The following is an 11,763-nucleotide window of genomic DNA, read 5'->3' as shown; positions in this document are numbered from 1 at the left end:
GAAAAATTCTCCTGGAGTCGAATGCGGGCTCTTGTTCGCTAGCGGGCTTATGTCGCTAGAGAAGCGCGCTGCACCGCGAGGTTCTCGCGACTGATCGAGTTTACCCGTAGTCCGGCAGTGCCCCGCGCCACCCTCAGGTCTGTGACCTGCGCCACCCATTAGTCTTGGTGCTCATGGGCAAAATAAAGGCCGCAGATGTCTCGGGGATGAAGCCCAAGAAAAAATGCTGCCGCAAGAAGGTTCGTTGCATCAAATGCCCCGTCGTGATCATGCGAATGAAGAAGCTGGAATCCGCGGGGGCGACCAAGAAAGACCTCAAGAAAGGTCTGAAGACCGCTCGGGCGAAGTGAGCAGAATTTCCTGCAACTCGGGCATCCAGAGTCGGTCGGCATCGACCAGATCCATCGTCGGCAGGGTTTCTGCGTCCACCCACCGTAGAGCCGAATGTTCAAGTGCTGCAGGAACTCCCGAGATGAGGCAGGCCCGGTAGGCGCGGAGCACGAGACCGCCGGGCAGGTCGACGTCGCCGGTGAGCGCCGCGCCGATCGAGCACTCCACGCCCAGTTCCTCACGCAGCTCGCGCACCAGGGCCGCGTCCTCCGACTCCCCCGGCTCCACCTTGCCGCCGGGCAGTTCCCACCGGCCGGCCAGCTCGGGCGGACGAGTTCGTTGGGCGAGCAGCAGCCTGCCCTGGTGCGTCAACGCGGCTGCGACAACCACAGCGGCGGGGGTACCGGACATGCCACCATCTTTCTATGACCGAACTGCTGACCGACCGTGACATCGAGGACGCCCGACTCGCCGATTGGACCGTGGACGGGAAATCGCTGACGCGCACCGTCGAACTGGCGTCGTTTCCAGCGGCGATCGAGGCGGTGAACCGCGTGGCCGAGGCCGCGGAAGAGGCGGACCATCACCCCGACATCGACATCAGATGGCGGACGCTCACGTTCACGCTCTCGACGCACAGCGCCGGCGGCCTCACACAGAAGGATGTGGATCTGGCGCGTCGGATCGACTCACTGGTCGGGCCTTCCTGATGCGTCCCGCGTAGACCACCCAGCCCAGGAACAGGGCAGCTCCAACGACGTCCACGGCACCGGCCCACGCCTCGAGGCCGGGACGGGGAATGGTCCAGATCGATTCCTGGAAGAAGCTGAGCAGCCACGGCACCCCCACGGTGACCGTCACCAACCAGTAGCCCGCGACGATCTTCGACCCGGCGACGTCGCGTAGCGGCCCGTGCACCAGCCAAATCACCATCGGGATCACCCAGATCCAGTGATGCGACCACGAGATGGGCGAGATCAGCAGGCCGAGGAGCTGCACGATCACCAACGTGCCCAGGTGGTCTTCGCGTCCGATCGCCCGCCATGCCGCGATCGCAAGTCCTGTCGCGAGTACGGCGGCGGCGATCCACACCGGCCCCTGCCCGACGTCCTCCCCTGCGATCCGGCTGAGCGCGCCCCGCAGGGACTGGTTCCAGACCGAGCCGACGGGGCCGATTCGGTCGGCATCGCCGAGCAGCGTGGTGAAGTAGGTGGCCGCCTGGTGTCCGAGCGCCGCGTAGCTGACCGCGACGGTGAGGGCGAAGGCCACTGCCGAGAACGCCGCTGCCTTCCACCGCCAAGTGGCCAGGAAGTACAGGCCGGTGATGGCCGGGGTCAGCTTGATTCCGGCAGCGAACCCGACCAGCCCGCCTGCCACCCACCACCTGCTGCTGCGTACCGCGACAATCGCCAGCAGCACCAGGAACACGTTGACCTGGCCGTAGTCCAGCGTCGTCCGAACGGGTTCGGACCACAGACCCAGCGCGGTCCACAGCATTGCGACACGCACCCAGCGCGGCTCGGCGGCGCGCTCGTCGCCGAGAACCATCGACAGCGTCAGCTTCACCACGGCGAACAGCGCGATCATGGTCGCGGCCTGCCAGAGCACTCCGACCAGCGTGAACGGCAGATAGTGCAGCGGAAAGAACACGAGAGCGGCGAAAGGCGGGTACGTGAACGGGAGCGGGAAGTCCGGGGTCTGCACCGAGTACGTGTAGTCGTACAGATTGCCGCCGAGAAGTGTCGCGGAGCCGTCGACGTAGACGTGGAGGTCCACGAGGTTCATTCCGTTGGGCGTCGCGAAGGCCCAGACGAATCGGCTGATCACCGAGACCGCGAGCAGAACGGGGGCCAGCCGAACAAGTCGGTTCACTGTGCGTGCGGTTCCGTTCGGTATCGATGCCGTGTATCGATCGTCGAGCTTATAGGGCTCAGCTCACGCGCCCCAACCACCGATGCACCCGAGTAACATTTGCATCACCTTTCACACTGACAACTTCAGTAACAGGTTATCGTGTGCGTCTGCGGAGAATTCGCAGCGTGTGACCAATAGACTGCCCTGGCATAGATGCGACGGGGGAGGGCTCGATCGACAACAGCTGTACATCGGGGATTGCGCTACATAGAGTGACCCCTCGAGCACCGGCTGTCGCCGTGGGCCCGCGTCATGATCAGAATGGGGAATATCACCGTGCTTCGTACCCGCGGAACGCGTCGCGTAGTTACAGCTTTCGCCGTAGCCGCAGCCGCCGCACTAGTCGTGCCGACCAGCGCATCCGCACAGCCGTTGGTGCCGATGGCACCGGCAGATCTGCCCGCAGCACCGGCCGATCCCGCTGCTCTGATCGCTCAGTTCCTTCCCGCCCCCGGTGAGCCGATGCCCAACCTGGCCGAGGTGGAGGCACTCGCCTCGTTCGCACCGGCCATCGTCGGTGCCGCAGCCGGACCTGCCGACGTGGGAGCCGCCCCGGCCGCCGACCTGCTGGGTCAGGCCCGCGCGCTGCTCGAGACGGCGCAGCTGCCGGACCAGGTCAAGTCCCTGCTCGAACGGGTCATCACGTTCCTGGACGGCTCCGGCGGCGGCGGACCGGAACTGCCGTCCGACGGACCCGTCATCGCCCAGTTCCTGTACCCGACGCTCGGTGTGGGATGCATCTCCGACACTGCCGATTCCGTCGGAACCGCACTGGCCGTGCCCGGACCAGCCACCCTGCCGCCTCCCGGACCCGGCGCAGGCCAGGCCGGCTTCGTCTTCACCGCTCTCGGCACCGCCCCGATTGCCGCCGAGCAGGCAGCTCCCCTGACGGTGACCTGGCTCAACATCGACAACCGTCGCTCGGGCACCCAGGATCTCACCGGCGCATCCATGATCAACACCGACGGTCCGGCGACGTTGTCCGCGATAGCCGACACCGGCCCCGGACGCGTTCTCTCGGTCGTCTCCGGTTCGATCACCACGCAGTCGAAGGAAGACCCGGCGGCCGCACCGCGCAGCTGCACCTTCCTGCCCACCATCGGTACGGTCTACGTCCCGTAGCTCGTATCTGCACTGCTGACGCAGTTCGCCCCCCGGCTTCCGTGAGAAGCCGGGGGCGAACTGTTTGTGGGGTGAATTCGGAAAGAATATGCACGGGTTCTCCGAATGCCGTGCTGCATTCGGAGATTGCCGGAAAAGAATTACATCGATGTTGTTTCAGAGAATGTCAGCGGCAGATTTCGACCACTGCCCGTAATCGGCCTTCAGAATATTGTTGATGTCGACTTTGACCCCGCCCACGAAATCCTTGTCGATTCGGATCTGATGAATGTGCGCGTCGGGATGAACGAAGCCCTTCGGCGTTCCCCAATTGTGCTGCCAATACCACCGGCCGAGGCCGGCGACCGAGGCCAATTCGATGGTCGGTGAATTGGCGTAGATTCCCGTGTTCTCGGCTCCGATCACCGACTGCCAGCCCAGGATGTACGGCGCGATCAGGGTTGCGAACTCCACAGCGGTGGGGTTGTCGTCGATCGACGCGTAGATCGGGCGGTCTGCCGGACCACCGGCGGCGAGGTGGAGTTCGAGGCCTCGCTCTGCATGCTTCACGCCCGCGGCGTACCCGCCACGCCAGTCGGACGTGGTCCCCTTGCCGAATTGATAGTTCGAGACCACTTCCAGGCCCGCGGATGTCAAGGCATCGGCCTCGGACTTGCGCATCGGCTTCCCGATCATCCAGTTCGCATCCGGTCGCCGATCGGAAACGTAGCGGACAGCTCCGAGGTGACCGGCATTCTTGATCGCGGATGCCGATGGCACCCCACCCGAATAGTCGACGAGTGTGCCGAGCCCGGCGTCGGCGTGCGCGGTCGCCGAACCCAACGCAACCAATCCGACGGCGGCCGCGGACCCCGCGGCGGCGTACTTGAACAGTTCACGTCGCGAAACCTGCACAAAAATCTCCATCGTCGTTCGATCGCGGCGGCGCGCCTACCCGATAAACCGCACAACCACTGCTATCTTCCATCGTTTGTCGTATCCCACCACAATCCCATCGGTACCGCCAGCCCCACTGCTCACACCCACCCCGTTCCCCTCCAGCTTCACACGAGCACCTCGCGCACCCAGATGACGAACATGAATATGGTGGAGAGGACGACGCACGGACGAACGCGCTGAGGAGTGGATGGACATGGGCGTAACGCTTGCCAAGGGTGGAAATGTCTCGCTGACCAAGGAAGCACCGAATCTGACGGCGGTGAGCGTGGGACTCGGCTGGGATGTCCGCGCCACCACCGGCGGAGACTTCGATCTCGACGCCAGCGCTATCGGACTTCGCACCACGAAGAAGGCACTGAGCGACAGCTACTTCGTCTTCTACAACAACCTGCGCTCCCCCGACGGTGCCATCGAGCACACCGGCGACAACCGGACCGGCGAGGGCGAAGGTGACGACGAGAGCATCGACGTCGACCTGGCTGCCCTGACCCCGGAAGTGGACTCCATCGTCTTCCCGGTGTCCATTCACAACGCCGACGCCCTGGGCCAGAACTTCGGTCAGGTCGTCAACGCCTTCATTCGCGTGGTCGACAAGTCCGATGGGCGCGAACTCGCCCGTTTCGACCTCAGCGAAGACGCCTCCACCGAAACCGCGATGGTGTTCGGCGAGCTGTACCGACGCGGGGCCGAATGGAAGTTCCGCGCCATCGGCCAGGGCTACGCCTCGGGACTGGAGGGAATCGTGCGCGACTTCGGCATCGACGTGGGGTGACGGCGGTCATAGCCCAACTCGTTGGGACCGTCTCGATTGAACAACGGAATCTATCTGAGCTTGTGACGTCGAGATGATGTGTGGTGATATCAGCGCAACCGCAACATAAGCCACATCAGTCACAGGAGTCACACATGTCTCGTCGCCTCAGCCGTCTGGCGGGCGCGCTCGCGCTCTCCTGCGCGGCATTGCTCGCTGTTCCCGCCACTGCCGCAGCGGATCCGGCATCGGCCGATCCGCTGGCGCAGGCGATCGCCGCACTGCAGGGACAGGGTGGTGCCTCGCTCGACGCCGCGACCGCGATCGCCGACTCACGCACCCCGGTCGCCGAGGATGCGAACGTCGATCCCTTCGCCGCACTGAACGCAGCCAACAAAGCCCTCACCGACTTCGGCATCACGCCGTTCTTCTACCCCACCGCAGCGATCAACTGCTCCGCAACGGCGGGCTCGCCCCTCGGCATCGTTCCCGGTGTCGCAGGCGGAGCGGCAGGACCGTGGCCGCAGCTGACCGCGCCTGCCATCCCCACGTTGCCGTTCCTGCCGTCCATCCAGATTCCCGAGCTCAATGCAGTCGACAAGGGCGAGACGATGTTCGCGTTCGTCCCGGCCGGAATCGTGAACGATTCCGAGAACAAGACCGGGATGCAGGTCGCCTGGTTCAACGTCAACACCCTGCAGGGCGGATTCGCCGACTTCGGCGGCCTGGCAACCACTCTCGCCGATTCGATCCTCACCAATTCCGGTGTGCCCGACGCCGCGAAGGACATCGTTCGGCCGTTCGTCATCGGAGCGATCGACTCGCTGCCTGCCGCCGGTGCCCGCGCCGTACCCGTCGAAACCGGATCGGGAACCGTTCTGGCCGCGGTGTTCGGCACGGTGAACCACAAGGCCCTCGACGGTTCGGACAAGAGCTGCTTCTTCTTCCCCACAGTCGGCATGATCAACGTCGCCTAGTAGGTAAGCAAGACCACGAAAGGCCCTGCAGCGCTCCGCTGCAGGGCCTTTCGTCTATGCCCTGACGATGCGACCCAGCCGTCCCAGGACCGCCTGCATCTCGGTGTGTTGCGAGCGCGCCGCCCAGGGGCGTTGCCTGTTCCTTCCCCGCATCTGCATCGCGGCCCCGGTCACGAGGTCACCGTTGGGGGCGAAATGCACGCGGACTATCTCGTTGAGTGAACGGCCCAAACCGAAACCCGCAACGCCACTGCAGAATCCGTAGGGAAACAGCGGCGCATCGGGTTCGTTGTACTTGCCGCCGACGAACACCGGGCTGCCGGTACGGAAGTCGCGGCACTGCGCGATGAAGCCGTGGAAGGCACGCCCCTTCTCGCGTCCGTAGTATGCGATGCCCACCCGCCCGGACCCGGTGGCGGTGATCGCGCCGAAGCGGGCGTCGCGCACTCCCGGTGCCGACACCACCACCGGCCTCGACCAATTCACCGCACCGTCCGAGGACCAGGAAGCATGCAGCAATCCGTCGCGGTCCGGCCACACCGCGTACACGTTTCCGTCGTCGTCGACGGCCATCGACTCCGGCAGCAGATAGCGCGAACCGAGCAGCAGAAAATGCACTGCGTTGTGGTACTTCGCCAGCGCCGATCCCGGGACCATCCGTACGTCCCACGTCAGGCCCTCGTCGCGACTGACCGCCACAGCGAACCGTCGACCGTAGCGGCCACCGATGTAGACGGTGCCGTCCGGACCGACGACACCCTTACCGAACGAGACGTACTCCCGACTCGGCAATCCGGGGATGTTCTTCGAATCGATGTCGAAACCACCGGCTACTTCCCACTTCACCCCGCCGTCGAAGGACCGCCAGATGACCTGACGGGTGACGTTGATCAGTGGCCGCACACGTACTGCGAACGGCGTGGGCGCGGAGAGGTACGTAACCCTTCCGGTCCGTGAATTGCTTGGACCGGCAAAGACTTTGGCATCCATCCTGGCTTTCGATGCCACTGTGCGCGTGCGCCAGGTTTCGCCTCGATCGTCACTGACCCCCAGGGTGAAGCCCGTTCGCAACTGATGGGGCGGCACCGCGTCGAATCGTCCGGCGTGCAGAAACAGACGCTCGTCGACGTCGTCGAAATACAGATACGGACGATTCCGACCCTGCCGCACGCCCTCGGGAACCGATGCACGCCATGACTTTCCGAAATCGGACGAGCGCAGTACCCCGATGCCGTCCACGGTGAACGCGGGTGCGACGAACACGGTGTTGTCCGCCGCGACCCCGAGGGTGCAGGCCGCGGAGCCGTACTCGGTGTAGGAGATGTCGGTGACGAAGTCGGCCGATGCGGCGGCGTTGGTCGAGGAACGCAGTCCAGCCCGATAACCCGAGGCAACTCTGGGCGTCACGACACCCGCCGTTGGGTGCCGCCGCGGCGTCGCGGCCACAGTGCTGGTCGATGCATTGGATCAGGCTAGCGCCCATGGTGCCGGTAGACCTCCAGGCAATCGAAGAAGTCCTCGGCCCATCCTGGTGACAGTTCACAGAATGGGACCGGCCAGTCTGTGGATTTCCGGTTCACACAGGGACGCATAGGCTCGACGAGTGCCCCGCGTTCGAGCCGCCCACAACCGCCCCGGATCGACCCGCCTGCATCCGACCGACGCGCGTGCGTACTGGATGGCGTCGAAGATTCCGAGCGACCAGTTTCTGCTGTACTGCTTCGCCAGCGAATCGGGAGACCTCGATTCCGAGGTGGCCCGATTGTACGAGCGCAGCAGCCGCATCGAGGTCCTGAGTCGACGCATCAGCGACGTCGCGTGCGGCCTCGATTATCCCCGTTGGACCGAGGCGGGCCCGCGCTCCGACGCGATCTCCGTGCACCGAAAAACGAGCACATGGTCGGAGTGCCTCGAGGCGATCGCTGCATCGTTCGCACGTCAGGTCGACCCCCGAGTGTCCGTGTGGCACCTGCACCTGTATCCGAACATCGTCGACGCTCCAGGCGGCACGGCCCTCGTTGCCGTGCTGCAGCTTTCGCACGCGGCGGCCGACGGAACACTGGCCGCTCGCACTGCTCGCGAGCTGTTCGGCACGCATCCACTCCCGCCTGCCTGCGTCCGGGCAGAGCCTCGCGCGCTGTTCGAGTCGGCATCCACAATCGTTGCCGCCGCAACTCTTCCGCTTCGGCTGGCGCAGATGGTTCGCGGCGGTGTCCGCGCCCGACGCGACGCGCTGAGCCTCGGGCGAGGCACCGACTCGGGCGACCTTCCCCCGCCCGCACACCCGCGCGCTCCGACCGCCCTCGACGTGCCGCCCACCGGCCGGACGTCGGTGCGGACCATCGTGCTTCCGAAAACCGACCTGCAGTCCAGCGGGACCACCGTCACCACGTTCGTGCTGACTGCAGTATCCGTTGCACTGCAACGGCTTCTCGGCGACGGTCCGGATCTGGCCGCCGAGGTCACCGTGGCGAGGGATGAGCGAGCCGACGCGCGAAACAATTTCGGCAATGTCGGCGTCGGACTGTTCCCCGCCGAACCGGACATCCGTACTCGCAGTCAGCTCATCGCCGCCGATCTGGCTGCGCGCCGAGCTCGCGCAAATCATCCGTTGGCGCACGCCGCCCGAACATCACAGGACGACGTCGAAGCACACGTGCCAGCATTTCTGGCCGAATGGGGCGTCGCGCAGTTCGATCCGACCGCAGCCCCGCCGACGGTCACCGGGAACACCGTCGTGTCCAGTGTCTCGCGCGGTGCCGCAGACCTGACGCTCGGCGGCGGCGCCGTCCGATTCACCGCAGGTTTTCCGGCCCTGTCCCCCGCCATGAGTCTGACCCACGGAGTCCACGGCATCGGCGATACCGTCACCATCGGAATCACATCGAACAGCGCCGCCGTACCCGACCCGGATCTGTACGAGACACTCCTTCGCGACGCTCTCGACGAGGTCCGTACCGCTCTGTCCTGACCGGGACCGAACTGCCAGACAGTTCTCAGCATTTGTCGGGCGTCGGGCTCAGGTTCGCCCACCAGACTGACAGCCATGAGCCAGGAAACGATCACCGTACTCGCTGTCGGAGGTACCGGTGAATCACATCCGTCTGACCACCGGACACGGGTGACGGGCCTGCTGGCCTGCGTCACCCGCGAGCTCGACGACCGCTTCGTCGACCGCTGGGTCGGCTATCCGGCGTCGTACGGTCCGGTCGCGCTCGGTGGACTCTGCTTTCGGCACAGCGCAGACATCGGTGTCCGGCGTCTACGCCGCACAGTCGAGAGCACTGCCGGGCCGATTGCGCTGATCGGATACTCCCAGGGAGCGACGGTGGTGCGCGAGGTCCTCGGTCTCGTCCACGACGGGACGATCGACGGCAGCCGCATCGTTGCCGCTGGTCTGGTATCGGACCCTCAGCAGCCGGTGGGTGCCGTCGACGGCTGCACCGGACGTGGCGTCGCCGGCGCGGGTCCGGCTCTGCCCGAGTCGATTCCGGTTCAGTGGATCGGTCTGAAGTCCGACATGATCTGCAACGCAAGCGACGACAGTCTCATTCGCGACGTTGCCGACCTGACCCGATGGATGTCGTTTCGCACCCCGAAAATCTGGCTGCGTGAACTACTGAAACTACTGCGCAGCAACAGCTTCCAAAACGCGACCCGGACGCGCCTTCGACCCTCGCAGTGGGCGAAGGATGTTCGACGCCTCCGCACCGCGGCCGCAGAATTGGGCGGGTATCTGCCGCAGTCGATGCGCTGGCGTCGATTCGAGTGGTCGAACCCCGGCGGTGGCCGACACATCGCGTATGCGCGCGAGGACTATGCAGACGGCCTCACCGGCTGCCAGGTTCTCGCCCGCTGGCTCGGCGAGCAGACGGATCTACGGGAGAACCGACTCAGCCCTTCTCGGCCACAACGGCGAGCTGCCTGAGCCCCTTCTCGAAATCCGGTCCGACGAGCTTGTCCATCGAGAACACTTTTCCGATCAGAGCGAACAGCTTGCTCTGCTTTCCCGACATACGCCAGGTCACCCGGGTCCCGTCGGCGACAGGCTCGAGCAGGAACGCCGTGACGTTCCGATTCTTGAACGGCTTGGTGAACGCGAGGTCGAGCACGATCAGTTCTTCGGGAATCGATTCGGTGATGGTCATCGTCCCCGCGCCGGCCTTGCGGTTACCCGACCACGAGTACGACGCCCCTACTCCCGCGTCGGGACCGGTGTAGGTGCGCTGCAAACCAGGGTCGAGTCCCTCGTAGGGCGACCACTGTTGCCAATGGTGAAAGTTGTCGATCAGAGCGTGCACGGTCGCGGCGTCGGCGCGGACGAGGGCTGATCGCTCGACGAGTACCGGGTGGGTTTCGCTGACCATGACGGTTCCTTCATTCTCTTTTGCACAGGCAGAAGATGTGCCCCGCGGGATCGCGGTACACCCAGAACGAGGGCTGCGCGTGGTCGATGAGTTCGGCCCCGGCGTCGACGACGAAGTCCCTGGCCTGTTCCATGTCGTCGACCACGAGGTCCAGGTGGATCTTGATCCCGTCGTTCGGCCAGTCGATCCGAGTGAACTCCGGCGCACGCTGGAACGCCAGCCGCAGCTCGCCCGGGCCGTGAATCACCACCCAGTCACCGTCGTCGCCGGAAGGCTCCCAGCCGAGAATCGTACTGTAGAAGCGGGCAAGCGCTGCTGGATCCGGGCAATCGAGCACCGTGTAGTCGACGGTGATCCGCGGTGGCGTCATGGCGGAAAGAGTAGCTGTCAGCCGCCGACGGCAGGGGCGATTGTCTCGAACCATGCGTCGTGCAGGTGCTGCTCCCAGTGGTTCCACCAGTGGACACCGGTACCGGTGATCTTGACGTTGGGTCGACCACCGACAGCCTGCAGCAGCGGAACGAATGCCCGGCTGCTCATGCCTGCGGCTGTTTCGAGCGGCACCATCTGCGCGAACCTGACCGGGTCGAAGCTGCTGCTGGCCGGGTTGAACACAGGGTCCGTGGCCGGTGAGCCACTTCCCGAGGAGACGAAGACTGCCGTGTTGCGCAGCGCACCGACGTTGAGGGACGGATCGTTGCGGATCCAGTCCGCAGACGGCCAGGTACCCCACATGTTGCGAGCGTTGCCGCCCATCTCGCCGACGGCGACGGCAATGCCCTGCGCGAATCCGGGGCTGCTGGCGGTCGGGTAACCGCTGAACGAGGCGACCGCCTTGTAGAAGTCGGGGTGATGGGCGGCCAGGTTGAGCGCCGAGGTTCCGCTCATCGACAGTCCGGCCACCGCGTTGTTGACGTTGTCGCTGCCGAAGCGATCGGCCATGAACGGAGGCAACTCCTGGGTGAGGAAGGTTTCCCACTTCACGCGTCCGAGCTTGGGGTCGTCACGCTGCCAGTCGGAGTAGAAGGTGCCGCCGCCGCCGAACGGGATGGCCACGTTGACGTGCTTGTCGGCGAAGAAGCTCTCGACGTCGGTCTCGATGAGCCAGCCGTTGTCGTTCTCGGGCGCGCGCAGGCCGTCGAGCAGATACAGGGTGGGTGCCGGGCCCCCACCCGCAGCTTTGAGCACCTTGACCGGAATGTTCTTGTCCATCGACGGCGAGTAGACGTAGACGAGCTCGGAGTCGGCCTTCGCCACACCGGTCCCCATCAGCACCGTTGCCATCGTGGCGACCAACACCGCCACTACAGCGAGCACCAGACTTCGTATCCGACCATGCAGCATGAACATTGTCCCCTTGTTC

At 65.0% G+C, this 11,763-nt stretch carries 13 protein-coding genes; 6 read left to right on the top strand and 7 right to left on the bottom strand.

The genetic code is table 11. The features are described from left to right. Window positions 1-315: 315 nt before the first annotated feature. On the bottom strand, window positions 316-741 hold the full coding sequence (locus QM590_RS17245; protein WP_269595296.1) for a (deoxy)nucleoside triphosphate pyrophosphohydrolase: 426 nt from the start codon (window positions 739-741) through the stop codon (window positions 316-318). A 14-nt stretch (window positions 742-755) separates the two neighbouring features. Here QM590_RS17245 and QM590_RS17240 point away from each other — a divergent pair, with 14 nt between their 5' ends. Continuing rightward, window positions 756-1,040 (top strand): 4a-hydroxytetrahydrobiopterin dehydratase, encoded by a 285-nt coding sequence (locus QM590_RS17240; protein ID WP_269595295.1) that lies wholly within the window; start codon window positions 756-758, stop codon window positions 1,038-1,040. Here QM590_RS17240 and QM590_RS17235 read toward each other — a convergent pair. Further along, complete coding sequence (locus QM590_RS17235; protein ID WP_269595294.1) at window positions 982-2,202, bottom strand: mannosyltransferase; 1,221 nt, start codon at window positions 2,200-2,202, stop codon at window positions 982-984. The genes QM590_RS17240 and QM590_RS17235 overlap by 59 nt on opposite strands. A 303-nt stretch (window positions 2,203-2,505) precedes the next feature. Between QM590_RS17235 and QM590_RS17230 the strand changes: the two genes are divergently transcribed. Beyond that, window positions 2,506-3,366: an Rv1157c family protein gene (locus QM590_RS17230; protein ID WP_068052996.1), complete on the top strand. Its 861-nt coding sequence runs from the start codon at window positions 2,506-2,508 to the stop codon at window positions 3,364-3,366. 156 nt (window positions 3,367-3,522) lie between these two features. Here the strand turns inward: QM590_RS17230 and QM590_RS17225 are convergent, their stop codons facing one another. Then, the gene (locus QM590_RS17225; RefSeq protein ID WP_269595293.1) at window positions 3,523-4,272 is read right to left on the bottom strand and encodes a DUF1906 domain-containing protein; all 750 of its coding nucleotides are present in this window, start codon (window positions 4,270-4,272) and stop codon (window positions 3,523-3,525) included. Window positions 4,273-4,498: 226 nt separating this feature from the next. Between QM590_RS17225 and QM590_RS17220 the strand changes: the two genes are divergently transcribed. Both QM590_RS17220 and QM590_RS17215 read left to right on the top strand, forming a co-directional pair. Further along, entirely contained in the window at window positions 4,499-5,077 is a 579-nt protein-coding gene (locus QM590_RS17220) for a TerD family protein (protein ID WP_068052993.1), read from the top strand. A gap of 134 nt (window positions 5,078-5,211) precedes the next feature. Further along, the gene (locus QM590_RS17215; protein WP_269595292.1) at window positions 5,212-6,033 is read left to right on the top strand and encodes a hypothetical protein; all 822 of its coding nucleotides are present in this window, start codon (window positions 5,212-5,214) and stop codon (window positions 6,031-6,033) included. Window positions 6,034-6,087: 54 nt separating this feature from the next. Here the strand turns inward: QM590_RS17215 and QM590_RS17210 are convergent, their stop codons facing one another. Then, entirely contained in the window at window positions 6,088-7,440 is a 1,353-nt protein-coding gene (locus QM590_RS17210) for a sialidase family protein (RefSeq protein WP_269595291.1), read from the bottom strand. 196 nt (window positions 7,441-7,636) lie between these two features. Between QM590_RS17210 and QM590_RS17205 the strand changes: the two genes are divergently transcribed. Both QM590_RS17205 and QM590_RS17200 read left to right on the top strand, forming a co-directional pair. Next, on the top strand, window positions 7,637-9,004 hold the full coding sequence (locus QM590_RS17205) for a WS/DGAT domain-containing protein (protein WP_269595290.1): 1,368 nt from the start codon (window positions 7,637-7,639) through the stop codon (window positions 9,002-9,004). A 75-nt stretch (window positions 9,005-9,079) separates the two neighbouring features. Further along, the gene (locus QM590_RS17200) at window positions 9,080-9,961 is read left to right on the top strand and encodes an alpha/beta hydrolase family protein (protein ID WP_269595289.1); all 882 of its coding nucleotides are present in this window, start codon (window positions 9,080-9,082) and stop codon (window positions 9,959-9,961) included. Here QM590_RS17200 and QM590_RS17195 read toward each other — a convergent pair. Genes QM590_RS17195 through QM590_RS17185 form a run of 3 tightly spaced genes read right to left on the bottom strand, consistent with a single transcriptional unit; the run spans window position 9,927 to window position 11,744 of the window. Next, a complete protein-coding gene (locus QM590_RS17195) occupies window positions 9,927-10,400 on the bottom strand; it encodes an SRPBCC family protein (RefSeq protein ID WP_094641229.1) in 474 nt (157 codons plus the stop codon). The genes QM590_RS17200 and QM590_RS17195 overlap by 35 nt on opposite strands. A 10-nt stretch (window positions 10,401-10,410) precedes the next feature. Continuing rightward, a complete protein-coding gene (locus QM590_RS17190) occupies window positions 10,411-10,770 on the bottom strand; it encodes a VOC family protein (RefSeq protein WP_269595288.1) in 360 nt (119 codons plus the stop codon). Between the two features lie 17 nt (window positions 10,771-10,787). Next, the gene (locus tag QM590_RS17185) at window positions 10,788-11,744 is read right to left on the bottom strand and encodes an alpha/beta hydrolase (protein WP_094641227.1); all 957 of its coding nucleotides are present in this window, start codon (window positions 11,742-11,744) and stop codon (window positions 10,788-10,790) included. Window positions 11,745-11,763 lie beyond the last annotated feature (19 nt).

Source organism: Rhodococcus sp. IEGM 1372 (genome assembly GCF_030056835.1).
Classification (GTDB): Bacteria; Actinomycetota; Actinomycetes; order Mycobacteriales; family Mycobacteriaceae; genus Rhodococcoides.
The sequence above is the reverse complement of the archived record's forward strand: the minus strand, read 5'-3'. Positions and strand labels throughout refer to the sequence as shown.